The organism is Microvirga sp. (assembly GCF_014699075.1).
GTDB lineage: Bacteria > Pseudomonadota > Alphaproteobacteria > Rhizobiales > Beijerinckiaceae > Microvirga.
Map to the genome: position 1 here is coordinate 1 of NZ_JACXAB010000001.1, position 18,811 is coordinate 18,811.

The 18,811-nt window shown below is 62.6% G+C and carries 24 protein-coding genes; 15 read left to right on the top strand and 9 right to left on the bottom strand.

All coding sequences use genetic code 11. The features are described 5' to 3' along the window. The first annotated feature begins 1,162 nt into the window (after window positions 1-1,162). Window positions 1,163-1,435 (top strand): hypothetical protein, encoded by a 273-nt coding sequence (locus IC232_RS00005; protein WP_190842599.1) that lies wholly within the window; start codon window positions 1,163-1,165, stop codon window positions 1,433-1,435. A 367-nt stretch (window positions 1,436-1,802) separates the two neighbouring features. Next, entirely contained in the window at window positions 1,803-2,135 is a 333-nt protein-coding gene (locus IC232_RS00010) for a GYD domain-containing protein (RefSeq protein ID WP_190842601.1), read from the top strand. Between the two features lie 182 nt (window positions 2,136-2,317). On the opposite strand, the gene IC232_RS00015 is transcribed toward IC232_RS00010, so the two are convergent. Together IC232_RS00015 and IC232_RS00020 are read right to left on the bottom strand one after the other, a co-directional pair. Further along, the gene (locus tag IC232_RS00015) at window positions 2,318-2,968 is read right to left on the bottom strand and encodes a calcium-binding protein (RefSeq protein ID WP_190842603.1); all 651 of its coding nucleotides are present in this window, start codon (window positions 2,966-2,968) and stop codon (window positions 2,318-2,320) included. Window positions 2,969-3,166: 198 nt separating this feature from the next. Further along, window positions 3,167-3,325, bottom strand: a complete 159-nt coding sequence (locus tag IC232_RS00020) for a DUF3309 family protein (protein WP_036351188.1) — start codon at window positions 3,323-3,325, stop codon at window positions 3,167-3,169. 241 nt (window positions 3,326-3,566) lie between these two features. Here IC232_RS00020 and IC232_RS00025 point away from each other — a divergent pair, with 241 nt between their 5' ends. Together IC232_RS00025 and IC232_RS00030 are read left to right on the top strand one after the other, a co-directional pair. After that, entirely contained in the window at window positions 3,567-3,794 is a 228-nt protein-coding gene (locus IC232_RS00025) for a NepR family anti-sigma factor (protein WP_190842605.1), read from the top strand. Next, on the top strand, window positions 3,791-4,339 hold the full coding sequence (locus tag IC232_RS00030) for a sigma-70 family RNA polymerase sigma factor (protein WP_190842607.1): 549 nt from the start codon (window positions 3,791-3,793) through the stop codon (window positions 4,337-4,339). Before IC232_RS00025 ends, IC232_RS00030 begins: the two co-directional genes overlap by 4 nt. A gap of 113 nt (window positions 4,340-4,452) precedes the next feature. Here IC232_RS00030 and infA read toward each other — a convergent pair whose 3' ends face one another. From infA to IC232_RS00045, 3 genes are all read right to left on the bottom strand, one after another. Beyond that, window positions 4,453-4,734 carry a translation initiation factor IF-1 gene (gene infA / locus IC232_RS00035; protein ID WP_009494617.1) on the bottom strand — a complete coding sequence of 94 codons (282 nt, stop codon included), beginning with the start codon at window positions 4,732-4,734 and terminating at the stop codon, window positions 4,453-4,455. A 94-nt stretch (window positions 4,735-4,828) separates the two neighbouring features. Further along, complete coding sequence (locus IC232_RS00040) at window positions 4,829-5,038, bottom strand: cold-shock protein (RefSeq protein ID WP_190842609.1); 210 nt, start codon at window positions 5,036-5,038, stop codon at window positions 4,829-4,831. Window positions 5,039-5,286: 248 nt separating this feature from the next. Continuing rightward, window positions 5,287-5,541, bottom strand: a complete 255-nt coding sequence (locus IC232_RS00045; RefSeq protein WP_190842611.1) for a hypothetical protein — start codon at window positions 5,539-5,541, stop codon at window positions 5,287-5,289. 188 nt (window positions 5,542-5,729) lie between these two features. Here IC232_RS00045 and IC232_RS00050 point away from each other — a divergent pair, with 188 nt between their 5' ends. The 5 genes from IC232_RS00050 (at window position 5,730) to IC232_RS00070 (ending at window position 10,442) form a co-directional block, all read left to right on the top strand. Then, a complete protein-coding gene (locus IC232_RS00050) occupies window positions 5,730-6,569 on the top strand; it encodes a BON domain-containing protein (RefSeq protein WP_190842613.1) in 840 nt (279 codons plus the stop codon). Window positions 6,570-6,713: 144 nt separating this feature from the next. After that, on the top strand, window positions 6,714-7,091 hold the full coding sequence (locus tag IC232_RS00055; RefSeq protein ID WP_190842615.1) for a hypothetical protein: 378 nt from the start codon (window positions 6,714-6,716) through the stop codon (window positions 7,089-7,091). A gap of 135 nt (window positions 7,092-7,226) precedes the next feature. Next, on the top strand, window positions 7,227-8,804 hold the full coding sequence (locus tag IC232_RS00060) for a class I SAM-dependent methyltransferase (protein ID WP_190842618.1): 1,578 nt from the start codon (window positions 7,227-7,229) through the stop codon (window positions 8,802-8,804). 107 nt (window positions 8,805-8,911) lie between these two features. After that, the gene (locus IC232_RS00065) at window positions 8,912-9,727 is read left to right on the top strand and encodes a nucleotidyltransferase family protein (RefSeq protein WP_246811977.1); all 816 of its coding nucleotides are present in this window, start codon (window positions 8,912-8,914) and stop codon (window positions 9,725-9,727) included. After that, a complete protein-coding gene (locus IC232_RS00070) occupies window positions 9,720-10,442 on the top strand; it encodes a metallophosphoesterase (RefSeq protein ID WP_190842620.1) in 723 nt (240 codons plus the stop codon). Before IC232_RS00065 ends, IC232_RS00070 begins: the two co-directional genes overlap by 8 nt. A 37-nt stretch (window positions 10,443-10,479) precedes the next feature. Here the strand turns inward: IC232_RS00070 and IC232_RS00075 are convergent, their stop codons facing one another. After that, window positions 10,480-10,701, bottom strand: a complete 222-nt coding sequence (locus IC232_RS00075; RefSeq protein WP_190842622.1) for a hypothetical protein — start codon at window positions 10,699-10,701, stop codon at window positions 10,480-10,482. 138 nt (window positions 10,702-10,839) lie between these two features. Here IC232_RS00075 and IC232_RS00080 point away from each other — a divergent pair, with 138 nt between their 5' ends. Beyond that, the gene (locus IC232_RS00080) at window positions 10,840-11,421 is read left to right on the top strand and encodes a type 1 glutamine amidotransferase domain-containing protein (RefSeq protein WP_190842625.1); all 582 of its coding nucleotides are present in this window, start codon (window positions 10,840-10,842) and stop codon (window positions 11,419-11,421) included. A gap of 73 nt (window positions 11,422-11,494) precedes the next feature. On the opposite strand, the gene IC232_RS00085 is transcribed toward IC232_RS00080, so the two are convergent. Beyond that, window positions 11,495-12,547: a Tim44 domain-containing protein gene (locus tag IC232_RS00085; RefSeq protein ID WP_190842632.1), complete on the bottom strand. Its 1,053-nt coding sequence runs from the start codon at window positions 12,545-12,547 to the stop codon at window positions 11,495-11,497. Window positions 12,548-12,774: 227 nt separating this feature from the next. Next, window positions 12,775-13,050 (bottom strand): DUF3072 domain-containing protein, encoded by a 276-nt coding sequence (locus tag IC232_RS00090; RefSeq protein ID WP_190842635.1) that lies wholly within the window; start codon window positions 13,048-13,050, stop codon window positions 12,775-12,777. Between the two features lie 180 nt (window positions 13,051-13,230). On the opposite strand from IC232_RS00090, the gene IC232_RS00095 reads away from it, so the two are divergent. Together IC232_RS00095 and IC232_RS00100 are read left to right on the top strand one after the other, a co-directional pair. Then, window positions 13,231-14,475 carry a Y-family DNA polymerase gene (locus IC232_RS00095; RefSeq protein WP_190842637.1) on the top strand — a complete coding sequence of 415 codons (1,245 nt, stop codon included), beginning with the start codon at window positions 13,231-13,233 and terminating at the stop codon, window positions 14,473-14,475. A 76-nt stretch (window positions 14,476-14,551) separates the two neighbouring features. Further along, window positions 14,552-14,950 carry a RidA family protein gene (locus IC232_RS00100; protein ID WP_190842639.1) on the top strand — a complete coding sequence of 133 codons (399 nt, stop codon included), beginning with the start codon at window positions 14,552-14,554 and terminating at the stop codon, window positions 14,948-14,950. Window positions 14,951-15,019: 69 nt separating this feature from the next. Here IC232_RS00100 and IC232_RS00105 read toward each other — a convergent pair whose 3' ends face one another. Next, window positions 15,020-15,907: a branched-chain amino acid aminotransferase gene (locus tag IC232_RS00105; RefSeq protein WP_190842643.1), complete on the bottom strand. Its 888-nt coding sequence runs from the start codon at window positions 15,905-15,907 to the stop codon at window positions 15,020-15,022. A gap of 160 nt (window positions 15,908-16,067) precedes the next feature. On the opposite strand from IC232_RS00105, the gene IC232_RS00110 reads away from it, so the two are divergent. The 3 genes from IC232_RS00110 to IC232_RS00120 are packed head-to-tail and all read left to right on the top strand — an operon-like array spanning window position 16,068 to window position 18,706. Next, window positions 16,068-16,589: a MarR family winged helix-turn-helix transcriptional regulator gene (locus IC232_RS00110; protein WP_190842646.1), complete on the top strand. Its 522-nt coding sequence runs from the start codon at window positions 16,068-16,070 to the stop codon at window positions 16,587-16,589. Between the two features lie 36 nt (window positions 16,590-16,625). Next, window positions 16,626-17,342 (top strand): response regulator, encoded by a 717-nt coding sequence (locus tag IC232_RS00115; protein WP_190842650.1) that lies wholly within the window; start codon window positions 16,626-16,628, stop codon window positions 17,340-17,342. Next, window positions 17,339-18,706, top strand: coding sequence for an ATP-binding protein (locus tag IC232_RS00120; protein ID WP_190842654.1), 1,368 nt, complete (start codon window positions 17,339-17,341; stop codon window positions 18,704-18,706). The genes IC232_RS00115 and IC232_RS00120 overlap by 4 nt, the downstream gene beginning before the upstream one ends. The last annotated feature ends 105 nt before the right edge of the window (window positions 18,707-18,811 follow it).

Here is an 18,811-nt window from a genome sequence, read left to right on the forward strand (position 1 = left end):
CATCTCGGTGACAAAGGTGTCGATATAGGCACGGACCTGAAGGATGTGGTCCAAGATGTCGGCGCGGCTATCGAAGGAATCTGCCATAGCAATGCCCTCACAATAAGGTGCAGCGCTATCGTAGTGGAGGTCTAACGTGGGTACCAAGTGTCAGATGCTATCCACTAGGAGCCATTCTTCAAGACCAAGAGAGCCGAAAGGTTATTCTAATTTTTCAGAGATCTTTGGATGATTTTCACACAGCGATGATCAAAATCAACTCTGCTGTCTCAGCTACTGAAGCGCTCGAAAAATTAAGAATTTTTGTTCCTTCGTCGCTAGCGGTAACGAAACGTATAGCTGACCTAAGTGGGATAAAATTTGAATAACAAGGATTTCAGCTTTACATCCTTAATGATCCGCTAATCTTTCAACTTGCTTGAGCCATGGAAGTTGTCTATCTGCCAAGCTGAACTATCCTGCTCCGTTATCGTTAGCGCTCGCCCGCAACATCAGGAGCGCTTTCATGATCTGACGAGGCGATTCCCCCTCCCACCTCGTGACTGTCCTCGCACCGTCTCTGAGGGCAGGCCTAATCATCCCTGCTTCAGAACCCACAACCCTCATCCTGATGAGGCCACTTGAGCAACCGTCTAGAAGGAGGCACCAGCGCTCTCTAGAAAATCCTTCGAAGCGCAGCCTCACGACTGCTTTTCAGGAAAAGGCTTGAGAGCGCTTGGACGGGGGTAAGGAAGTGGATGGCCGGGACAAGCCCCCATGACACAATCAGGGCGAATGTGTAAGTTCCCCATTCGTTCTTGACTTCTGTCCTAAGCTCGGCTATATCATCTCACATCCTCGTCCGATGATGGGCGCGCTCGCGAGGCGTCGCAGCAGTGGGGCAAGGAGCGGTCCTGCCGCAGGCCTCGCAAGCCTGTGATCGCAGGTGGCCGATCCTGGCTTGATCCAGGTCCGCTGAAACAAACCGCGCGTGATGAGCAGCTTGGCTCTCACTTCCCACCACACATCATCGAGCCGGGCTGCCCAACGCGCCACCCTCGATTGCCTTCAAACCCGGGGCCGAACGGCCCTGGGAGCGAAGGGTCATGCCTGCTTCATCCCCGCATTCTTCGCTGACGCATTTTTCATTCATTCCCGCCCTCACCATTGCCGAGACTTCATCATGATCGACGACGACGACCTTCCCCTGTTCGACATGCCCGATTTCGACGACACCCTGGCCCGCCTGTCCAACCTGCTCCGGATGCACCGGATCTGCCGCAGGCGCACGTGCCGGCGCAACGAAGGCTGCCAGGGCGGCTTCGGCCCGCCCTGCTACCTGCAATACCGCCACCTCTTCGCCGATGCGGTCCGCTGCGAGCTGGATGAGTACCGGGCCTATTGGTACGACCAGCGCCGGAAGGCGAAGGCGAGGCCGCCCTGCGGGCGGATGTGACCGGGAGGCCGGTGCGGCGAACGGCAGGCGGACTTCAGGTCCGGCACGCTGAGCCATCCGGCCCTGGGGCCGTAAGCCTCCCGTTCCATCGACAGGCGCGTTGTCATGTCCTCGTTCATGATCCCCCGCATGGCGGTTGCGGCAGCCTCCCCCGCGCTGAGCGCGAGCGGGCGGCGGCAACAACGGATGACCCTCCGTCCCACGAGAACCAAAGGTGCTATGCTGAGCCTCTCGCCGGAGAGGGCCGGCGCATCGTGCGGGCCTCCGGGTCCGCTCTCAACGGTGGCCGGCCAAGGGCGGAGCATCGGATGGATGCCGAACGTGCACATTCCCTTCTCACGTCCGATGCAGCGCGAGGGAGGAGCCAATGACGTTCTACCTGACCCGGTTCAGCTACACGCCGGCAACATGGGCGAAGCTCATCCGGAACCCCGAGGACCGCCGAACGGCCGCCAAGGCCTATATCGAAGCGGCCGGCGGGACATTGCATGGTTTCTGGTATGCCTTCGGCGAGCACGACGGCTACACCTTGTGGGAGGCCCCGGACAACGTCTCGATGGCCGCCACGGCGCTGGCGATCGGCTCCGGCGGCGCGGTCAGCTCCTTCGAGACCACCGTCCTGCTGAGCGTCGAGGAGACCATGGCCGCCCTGCAGAAGGCTTCGTCGATTGCTTATCGGCCGCCGGGCGAGAGGGCCTGAAAACAAGCCATCCCGTTCAAGCAAAAGGGCGGCTCAAGCATCGGACCCAAAAGTGGAAGCCACTTTTGGGGTCAATCCGATGCTTCTTCTTAAAGCGCGCATCGTGTGGACCGGAGAACCGGGACCACTTCTCCGCACGATGCGCGCGAGCCGCCCTTTCGTATCCGCAGAGGCCGTGCCTCTCAGAACAGGAAGTCGTCCGCCGCCAGCGTGCCCTTGAAGCCCTGGAGCACGATGGTGCCGGTGCCGGTCTCCACCACCGTGGCGCCGCCCTTGATGGCGATTTTCAGCTGCTCGAAGGCGGTCACGTCCGTGTTGCGCAGGTCGATGAGGTCGTCGGCCTGGCTGAAGTCGCGGATGCGGTCGCGGCCGAAGCCCACGTCGAAGGTGAAGGTGTCCTGGCCCTTGCCGCCGCGCAGGAAGTCCGCGCCGGCGCCGCCGTTGACCACGTCGTTGCCCTCGCCCGCGAAGATCATGTCGAAGCCGTCGCCGCCGAGGATGGCGTCGTTGCCGGCGCCACCCTGGAGGTCGTCGGCGCCCGCGCCGCCATTGATGCTGTCGTCGCCGGCCCCGGCGAAGACGATGTCGTGGCCTGCGCCCGCATCGACGGTGTCGTTGCCCGCATTGGCCCAGATCCGGTCGCGGCCGTTGCCGCCGGTCACCAGGTCGTTGCCAGCGCCGCCCCAGATCCGGTCGTTGCCGTCGCCGCCGTCGATGGTGTTGTCGCCGGCCCCGCCGTAAATGCGGTCGTTGCCATTATAGCCCTTGATGAGGTCCGTCCCCTTGCTGCCGCGCAGCAGGTCGGCCCCGCGGCCCCCGAAATATCGTGCCATTTCCAACCTTCATTCTTTGATTTCAAACGGGCTGTTCAACAATGAAGCGGAGCGATGTCCGCCACCCGTCTGATATCACGTTCCGGCAGGCCGGCCAGGAATTTTGGCCCAATTTCAGCCCACTGGGCCGTTTGGTCGCTGGGCGCAAAAATGGCCGGGGAATCCCCGGCCATCAGGTTCAGTCAGGGTTTATCGGCTTCAGAGCCGTCCCATCAGCAGCAGGATGATGAGGATGACGAGGACAACGCCGAGCAGGCCGCTCGGGCCATAGCCCCAGCCGCGGCTGTGCGGCCAGGCCGGCACGGCGCCGATGAGCAGCAGGATGACCAGGATGAGCAGGATGGTGCTGATACCCATGGGGAATTCTCCTTGGTGGCGCGCCTTGGGAACGGCCGCGCTTCATGGGTGGGAAACTTGGCCATTAGGGAAAGGTTCCCGCTTTCCAGGGGTCAGCTTTTGCCTGTGGATGAGCACCGAAGGGGTAGGTTCCGGGGCGGAACGATCACAAATGCCTGACGTTACCTCCTCGGCGATTGGGTGCCGCTTTCAGCGCGGTCCCGACGGGAGGTCGCTAGTCCACGAATGCCCAGGACACCTCATGCAGAAGAAGAATCCAGACCCCATGCGCAACGAAGATACAGAGAATGTTCCTGGCCTTCACGGATCGTCCTCTCCGGCCCTGAGCCGCTCGGTGCAGGCCCAGATCGGCCAGAGGCTGCGTCAGTTCTACGAGACGCTGGCGCTCGGCGAGCAGCCGGTTCCGGACCGGTTCATCGAGATCATCAATCGGCTGGACGAGCGTAAGCCGGAGAAGCATCAGTCATGAGTATCGACATTAGTCTCCGCGATTCCATGCTCAAGGCGACGCCGAACCTGCGCGCCTTCGCCATCTCGCTGACCAATAACGTGGACCGCGCCGACGACCTTGTTCAGGAAACCCTGATGCGGGCGATCGCCAATATCGACCGCTTCCAGCCGGGCACGAACATGCAGGCCTGGCTCTTCACCATCCTGCGCAACCTGTTCCATTCCGAATACCGCAAGCGCCGCCGCGAGGTCGAGGATGCGGACGGCAAGTACGCGGCCACCCTCTCGGTGGCGCCCGACCAGATGCCCCATCTCGATTTCGAGGATTTGCAGAAGGCCCTGGCCCGCCTGCCCCACGACCAGCGCGAGGCGCTGCTGCTGGTGGGCGCTTCCGGGTTCTCCTACGAGCAGGCGGCGGAGATCTGCGGCTGTGCGGTGGGCACCATCAAGAGCCGCGTCAACCGGGCCCGCAACCGCCTCGCCGAGCTGATGCACCTCACCGATATGGAGGAGGATCTCGGCCCGGACCGCGTCACCCTCTCGGTGATGCACGCGGTCGCCTGACCTAGGCTTTCCATCAGCAGGCGCTCCGCAAGGGGCGCCTCACGATGCTCTCGCTTAGTGAGGAAGCATCGGGTCAATCCCAAAAGTGCAGATCCACTTTTGGGTCCGATGCTTTAGCGACGCCGGAACTGCTGGTTGCCGCGCTGCGGCGGGCGCGGACCGGAAGAGGCACCCGAATCCTTGTGACGGAAGATGAGACGGCCCTTCTCCAGATCGTAGGGCGACATCTCGACGGTCACGCGGTCGCCGGCGAGGGTCTTGATGCGGTTCTTCTTCATCTTGCCGGCCGTGTACGCGATGACCTCGTGCCCGTTGTCGAGCTGCACGCGGTAGCGCGCATCGGGCAGAATTTCGGTCACAAGTCCTTCAAAGGTGATCAGTTCTTCCTTTGCCATGCAAAGCCTTTCCTCATAACAAAAAAGCCGCCCCTCACCCGGAACGGCTCAGATGCGAGAGAACGTGCCTTAGCACGTTCTCCGGCATGAAACCTTAGGCGTTCTGCAGGTTCACTGCAGAAGCGCGGCCGGTGCGCTGGTCGGTCTGAAGCTCATAGGAGATCTTCTGGCCTTCCTGCAAGCCGCGCATGCCGGCGCGCTCGAGCGCCGTAGCGTGAACGAACACGTCCTTGCCGCCGTTGTCGGGCTGGATGAAACCATAACCCTTGGTTTCATTGTACCACTTCACGGTTCCCTGTTCCATGGGGAATTCCCTTTTCACTGTCGTTTGCACGTGGATGCGAGCATCAAAGCCAGACACCCGTTAGTCGATAGATGGTAGAGAAGGAACGTGCGCCCGGCAGTGCCAAAGCGGGAAGCCCAGTCGTCCGGCCAAATGTCGATCAGAACTACGTAGGGTACGGATGGGGCAAATGCAAGGCAAAGCCAGGGGCTCCTCCCCTGGGCGCTCTTGCGATGAATGCTTGGATGAATGCTTGGCCAGCCGGGCTTTTAGCGGTTGCCCCGGATGCCGGCGATCACCCCCTGCAGGGCCTCCTCGCCTTGCGACGTGAAGCGGATCTCGGCTCCGTCGGCCTCGATCAGCCCTCGGCCCGTAAGCTCCTCCACGGCAGCGTCGCTCGCCTTGTGGCCGGCTCCGTCCTTCTGCACCACGCTGCGCACCATCTGGCCGCTCGAAAACTGGTGGTAGGCCGCGAAGGCGAACACCGCCAGCGCCTCGTCGCTCAATCCGGACAGATCCGCCATCGTTAACCTCGTCATGCTGTTGAAGACCCCACTGTCTCAATGCGACGGCGGCTGGACCGTTCAAGCGGAGCGAGAAAAACACGCCGCTGGGGGCTTTTCCGGCCCAGGAACAGACGTTCGCGCCTCACGTTGGTTGCGCAAGAGCGGGCTCTCCAAGAGCCCGAATGACAGCAAGGAGGAGCGCAATCATGGCAAATGATCGCAACCGCTACGACAATCAGGACTCCGGCTGGCGCGACCAGGATGACGGCTACATCGCCCGCCGCGGCTTCGGCAACCGCAGCGCCGGCTACGACCGGAACGCCGGCTCCGACCGTCGCTCGGACGAAGGCTATGGCCGCGAGCGCGATTTCGGGGACTCGGCCGGCTACGGCACCGGCGGCTCGGCCCTCGACTGGCACGATGTGGTCGGTGAGGAGCGCGGCCAGGGGCGACCCCTGTTCGACACCGACCGCCGGCACGATCCGGACCGGTTCGGGCAGGACCGCTATGGACGCGGCCGCTCCGGGTCCGAGAGCTTCGGCCGCGGCTCGCGCGACTACAACGAGGATCGCGGGTTCTTCGAGCGGGCCGGTGACGAGGTGCGGTCCTGGTTCGGGGATGACGACGCCGAGCGCCGCCGCGACCGCGACATGCACGAGGCCGGCCAGCATCGCGGCCGTGGCCCGAAGGGCTATCAGCGGTCCGATGCCCGCATCCTGGAGGACTTGAACGACCACCTTACCGAGGATCCGCACATCGACGCCTCCGAGATCGACGTGAGGGTCGAGAACCGCGAGGTGACGCTTACCGGCACGGTCAACAGCCGCTTCGAGAAGCGCCACGCGGAGGACATCGCAGAGGCCGTTTCCGGCGTCACCCATGTGCAGAACAACCTGCGCATCCAGCAGGCGGCCGATGCAGGCATTGCCGGTACCATGATGTCCGGCGCCGGAGCCGCGGGAGCCGGCAGCACCGGAACTCCGTCGAGCGACGCCACGGCCCCCAGCCCCCGCAGAACCGGCGGAGCTTCGGGCAGCGGCGTCTGACGCATTCTCGCGATACGACGCGACCACTGATTTACCAGGATGCGCTTCTCCCCTTGGGGACGAGGCGCATCCGTCGTAACAAGGCCTTTGCCTTTCCCCAACCGCGATGAGGCCCCATATGGGACGGAAAGGAAGAGGACATCGATGGCAGGCATTTCCGTCACGCTCGAAGGCGACAACATCCAGCTGGCGTTCCAGAAGGGCGAACAATCCACCGCCGTGGTCATGGACCCCCACGCTGCCCGCTCGCTGGTCAGGGCCGTGAGCCAGCTCCTCGCCGCGATCGGCGAGAGCGTCGGGGAGGAAGGGGAGGAGATGCCTGAGGAACTGGTGGACGTGACGTCTCAGACCATCGATATCGGTATGGACGAGCACGGCATGGCTGTGGTGGCCCTTCAAGCCGGAGCGATGCCGCCTTTCCTGCTGCGCCTGAAGGACGATGAGGCAAGGCACATTGCCCAAAGCCTGCTCGAGATTCTCAACAGCCCCCGCGATGCGCGTGTTTCGCACGGGGACCATTAGGCTTAACCAATCTTCCTCAAGGTCACCAGAAAAGCATTGATCTGAATCCGGCCGCCTGACATAGGTTACTTTATAACTTTTCTTCTGCCTGGTTCGGTGCCGTAAGCCGCATCTTCAGGCGACCGGGATATTGTCATGGCGAATTGGTCGGCCGGTTATGTTGTCGATGTCGAGTATACCCACGGCTTCTATCAGGAGCTGACGCCGAGCCTCCTCAGCTTCCTGTCGCTCCTGCAGGGCGTGCAGGCACCGGATCTCCGCTCGTCGTCCTTGGCCTATTGCGAACTCGGATGCGGCCAAGGCTTTTCGACGAACCTTCTGGCGGCTGCGAACCCACACATCCAGTTCCACGCCACCGACTTCAACCCGGGTCATATCGTCGGTGCGCAGAGCCTCGCTCAGGCAGCGGAACTGAAAAACGTCCACTTCTACGACGACAGCTTCGCCGACTTCCTCGGCCGCAATGACTTACCGGATTTCGACTTCATTACCCTGCACGGAATCTACAGCTGGATCTCTCCGGAAAATCGCAAGACGATCGTCGAGTTCATCCGCCGCAAGCTCAAGCCCGGCGGCATTGTCTATATCTCCTACAACACCATGCCGGGCTGGGCTTCCATGATGCCGCTCAGGCGCCTGCTCCTGGAGCATACAAGAGCTCAAGGATCGCGGCTCACCGGACCGTCACGTGTTAAAAATTTCCTCGAAGTGGCGGATAAGCTCGGCAAGCTCGACACGCGTTATTTCGCGAGCCATCCCAAGCTGGCGAAAAAGATCGAAAAGCTCAAGGACCAGAACTCCAACTACATCGCCCACGAGTATCTCAATAGCGAACTCGAGCCATTCTACTTCACAGACCTAGCCGAAGAGCTCGCGGAGGCGAAGCTGACCTGGGTAGGTCCTGCGAACGCGCTGGAAAATCTCGACGAGATCAATCTGACGAAAGAGCAGCAGGAGTTCCTCGCCGGAATCGACGACATTCCCCTGCGTCAGATGACGCGCGATCACATCGTCGATCAGCAGTTCCGTCGCGGCATCTTCGTCAAGGGAGCGGTCCGCCTCTCCGCTCAGCAGGTACGCGAGCAATGGCTTGGGACGCCCTTTGCCCTCACGGCCAAGGGCAGCAAGATCCCGCGCGAGCTGCGTGGCCTCCGCCACGCTGTCAAACTGCACAGCGGCATCTACGATCCCCTGATCGCGGCAATCGAGAAGGGGCCCCGCACGCTGCGCGAGATCATGACCGAGCCTGCTCTGGCACAAGCGGGCGTCAACCGCGTGATCCAGGCCCTCACGCTGCTTGTCGCCCTGGGCTCTTGCCAACCCTGCCTGCCGGAGCAGGGCTTTGCCGAACGGAAACTCCAAGCAGATCGCTTCAACAGGGCCGTTGCGAACCAGTCGCGCTTCGAGCGCAAGTTCAGCCATTTCGCCTCACCGGTCACAGGTGGCGGCATCGCGGCTGATCGCATCAACCAGCTGATGTGGCTGTCTCTCCACGAGCAGGGGACCGTTACAGCCGGCTTCGTCGGGACCACTCTGTCGGCCGCCGGCCAGCGTCTGTTGAAGGATGGCAAGCCGTTGAACGGTGCGGAGCATGAGGCGGAACTCCGGAAGCGTGTTGCCGAGTTCGAGGAGAATGCCCTCGGCGTCTGGACGAACCTCGGTCTTTGCGCCCCCTTGCAGCAAAAATCCGAGGAGCGGCGGCTGCGAGCCTGAGCCGGCCATCACCTCTCCGGCATCAAGCTTAAGCTTCAGCGGAACTTCATGAATGCCATTCGGTTGTCGAACGCGGGTCATTCTTGGCCGCGCTTCGGACAGGGCCCATGGCAGTTCACGACCCAGATCTCACCTCCGGCGCATATCCGTCCGTGCCGATCATGGACGCCAAGGCGGAGCCCACCCTCAAACACCCGGAATCGGAGGGCTTCTATGCAGAGGCTCTTCGGGAGTTGAACTCTCTCGGGTTGCCCTTCCTGCTCGCCGGCACCTACGCGCTCTCGGCCTATACGGGCATCACGCGACCGACCAAGGACCTCGACATCTTCTGCAAGGCCGGCGACTACACGCGCGTTCTCTCGCACTTCAAGAGCCTCGGCTACTCCATCGAGATCGAGGATGACCGCTGGCTCGGCAAGGTGTTCAAGGGCCAGTATTTCTTCGACGTGATATTCGCCTCGTCGAACGGCACCATGCCGATCGGCGATCCTTGGTTCGAGCATGCGCGGCAGATCGAGGTGTTCGGCATTCCTGTGCGCATCGTCGGCCCGACCGAACTCGTCTGGTCGAAATGCTTCATCCAGCTGCGCCACCGCTATGACGGTGCCGACGTGGCGCACACGATCCTGAAGGCACACGATCAGATCGACTGGCATGGGCTCCTCGCCTATATGGAAGTGCATTGGGAGGTGCTGCTCATGCACCTGCTCAACTTCCGCTGGATCTACCCGTCCGAGCGCGACAAGGTCCCCGGCTGGGTGATGGATGAGCTTCTCGACAGGCTCTCCAAGCAACGCGATCTTCCGCCTCCGCAGATGAAGGTCTGCCGCGGGCGGATGTTTTCCCGCATCGATTACGAGATCGACGTGAAGGAATGGGGCTTTGCCGATGTCGGCGGCGAAGGTGAATGGCGGAATGAGTGACGTGCAAACAACCCTGAAGGTCGCAGCCATGGGCGACCTTCACGTTCGTGAAGACAATGCCGAATCCTACCGCGATCTGTTCGGGGAAATCTCCCGAGAGGCGGATGTGCTGGTGCTGGCCGGAGACCTGACAGATCTCGGCAAGCCGAAGGAGGCGGAGCTTCTCGCGCAGGACCTGAAGGCCTGCTCGATTCCCGTGGTCGGCGTGCTCGGCAATCACGATTACGAATGCGGCGCGCATGAAGAGGTGGCGCAGATTCTGCGCGATGCCGGCATGAAGCTGCTCGACGGCCAGTCGGTTGAGATCGACGGCGTCGGCTTTGTCGGCGTGAAAGGATTTGCCGGCGGCTTCGGCCGGCGGATGCTCGGCTATTTCGGCGAGCCGGCCATGAAGCAGTTCGTCAACGAGACCATGAACGAGACGCTGCGGCTGGAAAACGCCATGCGTCAGGTGCGCGCCAAACGTTCCGTAGTCATCCTGCATTACGCGCCGGTCACCGACACGATCGAGAGCGAGCCGCTTGAGATCTACCCGTTCCTGGGCTCATCGCGCTTGGCGGAAACCATCGACCGCTTCAAGGTCAATGCCATCGTGCACGGCCATGCCCATCGCGGCCGCTTCGAGGGCCGCACGCCGGGAGGTCAGCCGGTCTACAATGTGGCCAAGCACATCGAGAAGCCGACGGGCAAGCCCTACGCCATTCTCGAGATCTGAGCGGGCTGATCGGCAGCCCGCCCACCGTTATTTCCGTTTAATAGCGCGTGCCAGGATCCGTTGGGTTGCCGGGCAGGTAATCGGGCTCGGAGCCAGGGCCTTTCGGATCGTTGATGCCTGGATCGTTCACAGGATAGGGCGTGCGCGGTCCGGTCGGGCCGATGTCCGGCTCCTCATCAGGAATGGTTCCTGGCGGCACCTCGCTCGGGATGTTCCCGCCCGGCAGCGGTTCGTTTGTGGGGCTTCCCGGATTGACCATCGTTTCCTCCTCACTTTTCAAACCCGTGATTGGGTCAACAAGTCCGCGTGAGCAGGGTTCCGATTGCGGTCTTCGCACGGAACCGCGCCCCCCTTCACTCGTTCCAGAAGCAGTTCCCGAAAACGATGGAGAAGCCTCATGCCTGACATCAAACAGGCCAGAATCCTCATCATGGCGACCGACGGCTTCGAGCAGTCGGAACTTATGGTGCCGCAGGAAAAGCTCTCGGATGCCGGCGCAACGGTGGAGGTTGCGGCCCCGAAGTCACGCATGAAATCCGGCAAGATCTACGGCTGGGATGAGAATGACTGGGGCAAGACCGTGTCCGTCGACAAGGACATCGAGGATGTGAACCCGGCGGATTACGATGCCCTCGTGCTGCCCGGCGGACAGATCAATCCCGACAAGCTCCGTGCGGAGCCGAAGGCGATCGAGATCATCCGCGCCTTCTACTCCTCGGGCAAGACCGTGGCGGCGATCTGCCATGCGCCTTGGCTGCTGATCGAAGCCGGCGTCATCAAAGGCAAGCAATGCACGTCCTACCACTCGATCAAGACGGACGTGATCAATGCCGGCGGGCAGTGGCGCGACGAGACGGTGGTGACCGATCACGGCCTCATCACCAGCCGCAATCCCGGCGACCTCGATGCCTTCGTGAACAAGATCATCGAAGAGGTACGTGAGGGCTCCCACGCAGGCCGCCGTCAGGCCGCAGAGTAATCACACGCATTTACGCCAACAAAAAAGCGGCCGGTTCTCACCGGCCGCTTTCGTATTCGTCTGCATATCGGCTTTAAGCCTGCTGGATCGCCGAGACTTTCCAGGAACCGCCCTGATCGCGACGGAAGGTCCAAAGCTCGGTCGCCTCTTCCACCTTATTCGAATCACCCTCCACCACGCGGCCGCTGGCGCGGTCCACCATGACGTCGGTGATGCCGAAGCGCATGGCCACGGTGGCGTAGTCCGTTGCGCCCTCGCGCCAGGCCTCAGACAGATCACCCTGGTTGAGGCGTACGTTGGAGAGCTTGTTCACGACGCCACGGGCCGTGTTGTCGTTCAGCTCCTCCTGGATGTAGCCGGCCATCTCTGGGGTCGCGATCGTCCAGAGCTTGGCGACGTCCTCGCGGGAATAGGCATCCTGCATCTCGACGAGGCCACGCTCGAAATCCGCGAAGTCGCGCTCGCCGATGCCGATCTCATCCCGCACGCCGGGACGGGGTTGCGCACCCTGAGGCTGAGCCCCTCTGGACATGCCGCCGAGCGCCCCACCCAGACCACCGGCAAGGCCGCCCAAGCCCGCGCCGAGGCCACCGCTCGTGGGCCGTCCGCCTGTCGGGGGCACGCTGCCACCCATGGAGCGGGCATAGCCCTGCCCCTGGGCCGACCCTGCATAGGCCGGCTGCTGTCGCCTACGGAACCACTTCATGGCGAAGGAGACCAGCAGGACGACAAGGCCGATCTGGAGCAGGAGGCCGAAGATCGAGGCAAGGCCACCGAGGCCGCCGAAGAAGCCGTTACCCATCAGTAGGCCGAGCAGGCCGGCGCCGAAGAGACCGGCCATGAGACCCGTGCCGAAACCGAAGCGGCGCGGCTGCGCCACGTTGGGCGCCGGAGTGCCCGGACGGGTCACGTTGGGACCCAGGTTCGGAACTTGCGAGCGCTGGATCGGGGCTGCGGCGTCCGGGGCCGTGCGCGTGGCCGGCGGAGGCGTGTAGGTGCGCGAGCCGCGCGAGCCGAAGCTGCCCCCGCCCCGTCCGACGCGAGCCTCAGCCGCGCTTCCGGCGAAGATCAGACCGGCCGCCAGGACCATCATGATCCGGCTGCGGCGAGAAGCTAAATTCATCATCGTCTTTTGTTTCATCCCTGCGGAGCATGACGCTCCCTGGAGATAATGTGGTGATGCCCGAGGGGTTGCGGAAGGGTGGGACGTTCGATTTTGGCTAAGGCTCCAACAGCCTCTGCCCTTCCCGTCATCACCGGCCTTGTGCCGGTGATCCCGATGCTGCAAGGCGCCGCGCTCCCAGAACAGAGATGGCCGGGGCAAGCCCGGCCATGACGTAGGTCTTTGATCTGTCAGTGACCCTGTTTCTGCTTCAGCTGATCGATCCGCTTCGAGGCCTCGGCCTTGTCGAGCTTGGGATCAAAAGCCTTGGGATCGTGCGCCTGTTCGGACAGGGTCTTGAGGTAGGATGCTTGGGCGCCGGTCATGGGTTCGTCGCCCGTCACCCACTCGTCCGGATCCTTGATCTGGTTGTCGGAAGGATCGGGATTGGTCTTCGGGTTAACTGCCTCTGCGGAAGGCTTATGGTTAGCGGAAGCACCGGAATTCACTTTGCCGTGCGAAGACATGCAGGACTCCTATTGTTCTAGTTTTGTTCTGAAACGAGAACACGCTTCCAGGGCCTTGGTTCCTCAGAGAAAGGCGGATTACTCCCGGAGACTCATCCCCGTTATCCACAGATATGGCCCTCGACTCGCTGCCAAGCTCGTGTTCTTGCTTTGTTCACGAAACACAAAAGGTGGACGGCGATGCGCAAACCCACGGGTCTGGAGCGGCTCTATGTCGACTTCGATTCCTTCTTCGCCAGCGCGGAACAGCACCTTCAACCCCATCTGCGCGGCCGGCCCGTTGGAGTGATCCCGGTCGATTCCGAGCATACGGGACTCATCGCGGTCAGCAGGGAAGCGAAGGCTAAAGGACTCAAGCGTGGCACTTTCGTTCGCGATGCGCGCCGGCAATGCCCCGGCCTTATTCTCGTGACGGCACGGCACGAGGCCTATGTGGAACTGCACCGGCAGATCCTGGAGGCCATTGAGACCGCAATCCCCGTCAAGGCGGTCTGCTCCATCGACGAGATGGTCTGCGCGCTGATGCCCTCGGAATGGCCTCAGGGGCTCGCGATCGGGCAGCGGGTGAAGGACGTGATCGCCAGACGGATCGGCCCCACCCTCACCTGCTCGGTGGGCTTGGGCCCCAACGACCTGCTGGCCAAGATCGCTGCCGAGATGCAGAAGCCCGACGGTCTGGTAGCGCTCCATCCCGACGATCTGCCCGGCCCCCTGCTCTCGCTCGATCTCACGGACATCCCTGGCATCGCGCGGGGCAATGCGGCGCGGCTTGCCCGCGCCGGAGTTGGCGATATGACCGCCCTCTGGCGGCTCCAGCCCAAGGAGCTGCGCCGGCTCTGGGGCAGCGTCGAGGGGGAGCGGCTGTGGATGGGGCTGCACGGCTACACCGTGGAGCGGCCCGAGACCCGGCGCCGCATGTTCGGCCACGGACGGGTTCTTCCCGCCGACTGGCGCTCCCTGAGCGGCGCCTATGCGGCCGCCCGGGTGCTGCTCGCCAAGGCTTCGGCCCGCATGCGCCGCGCCGGCTTTGCATCCAAAGCGCTCGCCCTCTGGCTGACGGACAGGAACAGCGCGGGCTGGTATGGGGAGGAACATTTCCGGGCCACCTGGGACGACCCGTCCCTGCTGGCGTCCTTGAGCCGTCTGTTCCGCCATGCCGAGCGGGAGGAGATGCATCGCAGCCGCAGCGTTCATGTGGCCCTGCACGATCTGGTGCCTCTAAGCGACATCGAGGACGACCTGTTCGATGATGCGCCGGAAGCGCAGCTCAAGCGGCGCATGGAATACCTGTCCGCCATCGCCGACCAGCTTAATGTCAGCCACCGAAAGACCCTGCTGCACTGGGGCCCTTGGGTGACGATCCCTGGAGGCTATGCAGGCGCCAAGATCGCCTTCAACCGCATTCCCGATGCGGAGGATTTTTAAGCTGCGCCTGGGATGTTGAGCGTCAGGGCCGCCTTAGGCCATGATCTCAGCTCAGTTGCTTTCTGGAGGCTGCTCAATGGCCAAACGCGCAATCATTCCGCCTGACTTCAGAGCGGCGGCCGACCGGTTGAAAATGTCTCCTGGCATTGTCTCTGGAGACCACGTGTTTCTGACCGGCGTCACCGGGAGCGACACGCACGGACGGATGCCGGATGATGCGGAAACCCAGATCAGGAACGCTTTCGAGAAGATCGGATCCGTGCTGCGCGCAGGTGGCCTGACATTTGAGTCAATTGTGGAGATGACAACCTATCATGTCGGTCTGCGGGATCATTTCGACATCTTCGATCGAATCCGCCTCGAGTACCTGGACGAGCCCTACCCGGCCTGGACGGCGGTTGAAGTGGCGGGCCTCAGGCGTGAAGGGGCCATCGTCGAGATCCGTGTCATTGCTCACAATGATCCCGATGATTGAGACTGCCTAAAAACGTGAATGCCCGGCACGAGGCCGGGCATGACATCAAGGATATGAGAAGTGGAAGCCTCAGGCAGCCTTGCTCTTCGGCTGCACTTCGGCCGAGTAATCGTCCATCAGAACCTTGGTCATGTTGCCGGGCTGGTACTTGTGCGGGCCGATCTCGGACACGGGCGTCACTTCGGCCGCCGTACCGGTGATGAAGCACTCGTTGAAGCTCGGGAGCTCGTCCGGCATGATCCGGCGCTCGGCCACTTCGAAGCCTCGGCGCTTGGCGAGGTCGATCACCGTGCGGCGGGTGATGCCGTCGAGGAAGCAATCGGCAATCGGCGTGTGGACGATGCCGTCACGGATGAAGAACACGTTGGCGCCCGTACATTCGGCCACACGGCCCTGCCAGTCGAGCATCAGCGCATCCGCATACCCTTTGCGCTCCGCCTTGTGCTTGGAGATGGTGCAGATCATGTACAGGCCCGCGGCCTTGGCAGCGGATGGCGCGGTCGCCGGATCGGGACGGCGGTATTCGGCCATATCGATGCGGATGCCCTTCATCTTCTCGGCCGGGTCGAAATAGCTCGGCCATTCCCAGGCTGCGATGGCGAGATGGATCTTGTTGGCCTGCGCGGCTACACCCATCATCTCCGAACCGCGCCATGCGACGGGGCGCAGATAGGCATCCTTCATGCCGCTCTTTTCCAGCACGAGGCGCTTGGCCGCGTCGATCTCGGCCACGCTGTAGGGAATCTCGAAATCGAGGATTTCAGCCGACTTTTTCAAGCGCTCCGAATGCTCCGTCGACTTGAAAATCGCGCCGCCATAGGCACGCTCGCCTTCGAACACCGACGACCCATAATGAAGGCCGTGCGAGAGAACGTGAAGCTGGGCATCCTTCCAGGGTACGAGCTGCCCGTCGTACCAGATCCATCCATCACGTTGATCGAAGGGGGTCGCGGACATCGTCTCTCTCCTTGAAGGCCGACCTTGTGGCAACCGGGGTCGGGTAATTTCCGGTGCGCTCCCAGCCAATTTCAATTTCATTCATTTCGCGGAAGCGGCTTGACGAGTAACAATCGTCCTGAGATATGTCAACAAGGCTGACATAAAATTTGGGAACAGGATGGTGCCTGACGCTCTTCCGGCTTTGAAGTCTCATCACTCCGGCAAGGACATCCTCGCCGAGACCCCGGCCTATGACCTGATCGAATTGTTCTTCTTCGCGTATCGCGACTTCGTCAGCGATCCGGACCGGATCCTGGATGAGTATGGTTTCGGACGGGCGCACCACCGGGTCCTGCACTTCGTCAGCCGCAACCCGGGTCTCACCATCGCGGAACTCCTCGATATCCTGCGCATCACCAAGCAGAGTCTCAACCGGGTCCTCAAGGAGCTGATCGAAAAGGACTTCATCGAGAGCCGGATGGGCACCTCCGACCGGCGCCAGCGCCTGCTCTTCGCTACGCCTCAAGGCCGGGAACTCGCCCTGAAGCTCGCCAAGCTGCAGACCCGCCGCATCATGCGCGCCCTGTCGGGCATGGAGCCCGAGGCCAAGGATGCGGTCAGCCGCTACCTCCTGAGCCTGATCGATCCCGACAGCAGCGCCCATGTGAAGCACCTCGTATTCGGGTCTGAGGAAACCTGATAAAGCAGGGTCCGCGACAGTGAAGTGTTAGACCCGATGGATGCACGCATCGACATTCCCGACCACGCCCCGCATGTCCTCGTGGTGGACGACGACCGCCGTCTACGCGACCTGCTGACCCGGTTTCTCAGCGAAAACGGCTATCGGGTGACGGCCGCCGCCAGCGCCGCTGAGGCGCGGGCAAAGGCGGAGAACTTCGTCTTCGACGCCCTCGTCCTCGACGTGATGATGCCGGGCGAAACCGGCTTCGACTATGCCCGCTCCTTACGGGAGCATTCCCAGGTGCCGATCCTGATGCTCACCGCCCGATCCGACACCTCCGACCGGGTGACGGGCCTCGAGATCGGCGCGGACGACTACCTGTCGAAACCCTTTGAGCCCCGCGAGTTGCTCCTGCGTCTCGGCAACATCCTCAAGCGCGCGGTGCCTGTGCCGGGTGCTGCCAATGGCGACACGCCCGACGTGATCCATTTCGGACCCTTCTCCTACCGCTTCGACCGGGGCGAGTTGCGGCGAGGCGACGAGATGGTGCGCATCACCGAGCGCGAGCGCGAGATCCTGACCATTCTCGGCAGCCAGGCGGGCGACAACGTGCCCCGTGAGGCGCTGTCCGGAACCGGGATCGCCGCCAACGAGCGCACGGTGGATGTCCAGATCAACCGCCTGCGGCGCAAGATCGAAACCGACCCGGCCAACCCGATCTTTCTCCAGACCGTGCGCGGCATCGGCTATCGGCTCGTGATCGACCGATGAAGATCGGCGCGACCCTGAATTACTCGCCCCTCGACCACGCCGCGCGCTGGTTCGGGCGTTTCCTGCCGAAGGGTCTCTATGCGCGCGCGCTCATCATCATCATCGCGCCGGTCATCCTGCTGCAATCCGTCGTGGCCTACGTGTTCATGGAGCGCCACTACGAGCTCGTGACGCGCCGCCTGTCATCGGCTGTGACGGCAGACATCTCGGCTTTGATCGACATCTACGAGAGCTACCCGCAAGACAGGAACACCAGCACCCTCTCGCGCATCGCCTCCGAGCGCCTGCAGCTCGATGTGGATATCCTGCGCAACACCGATCTGCCGCCGCCGGGGCCGAAGCCGTTCTTCGATATTCTCGACGAAACCCTCTCGAACGAGTTGCGCCGCCAGATCGACCGCCCCTACTGGATCGATACGGTCGGTCGGTCGAGCTATGTGGAAGTGCGCATCAAGCTCGACCAGAGCGACGTGATGCGCGTTCTGGCGCGGCGCAGCCAGGCTTACGCATCGAACTCGCACATCTTCCTCGTGTGGATGGGCGGCTCATCCTTCGTGCTGCTCGGTATCGCCATCCTGTTCCTGCGCAACCAGATCAGGCCGATCTTGAGGCTCGCGGAAGCAGCCGAAGCTCTCGGCAAGGGACGCGAGATCGATTTCCGCCCGCGCGGCGCGCGCGAGGTGCGCCAGGCCGGTCACGCCTTCCTCGAAATGAAGCGGCGCATCGAGCGCAACATGGAACAGCGCACCACGATGCTCAACGGTGTGAGCCACGACCTGCGCACCATCCTGACGCGCTTCAAGCTGTCGCTCGTCTTCCTCGAACAGACACCCGAGGTCGAAGATCTCAAGCGCGATGTGGACGAGATGAGCCGCATGCTCGAAGGCTATCTCGCCTTCGCCCGCGGCGAGGGCGGCGATGCGGGCGAGCAGGCGGTCGAGACGGACCTGCGGCAGCTGCTCGAAGAGGTGCAGTCGGACGCCGAGCGGCAAGGACACGTGACGGAGCTCGAGATCGTCGGAGACCCGATGATCACAGTGCGTCCCGATGCGTTCCGCCGCCTGCTGTTCAATCTGGTCGGCAATGCGGCGCGGCATGGCGACCGGATCGAGATCACGGCCAATCACGAAACACGCTGGCTCGTGCTGCATGTGGATGACGACGGGCCTGGCATCCCGCCTCAGATGCGCGAGGAGGTTTTCAAGCCGTTCGTGCGCCTGGACGAAGCGCGCAACCAGGACGAGGGCGGTTCAGGTCTGGGCCTCGCCATTGCCCGTGACGTCGCACGCTCCCATGGCGGCGACATCGTGCTCGGTGACAGTCCTCTGGGAGGCTTGCGTGCGACGGTGCGACTGCCGGCCTAGTCTTTCAGCAATCGTCATTCCGGACGAAGCGCAGCGAAGATCCGGGATCGTGGGACGAGAATGGCTTGTAAACATCGACACTGTCATTCCCGCGAAGGCGGGAAT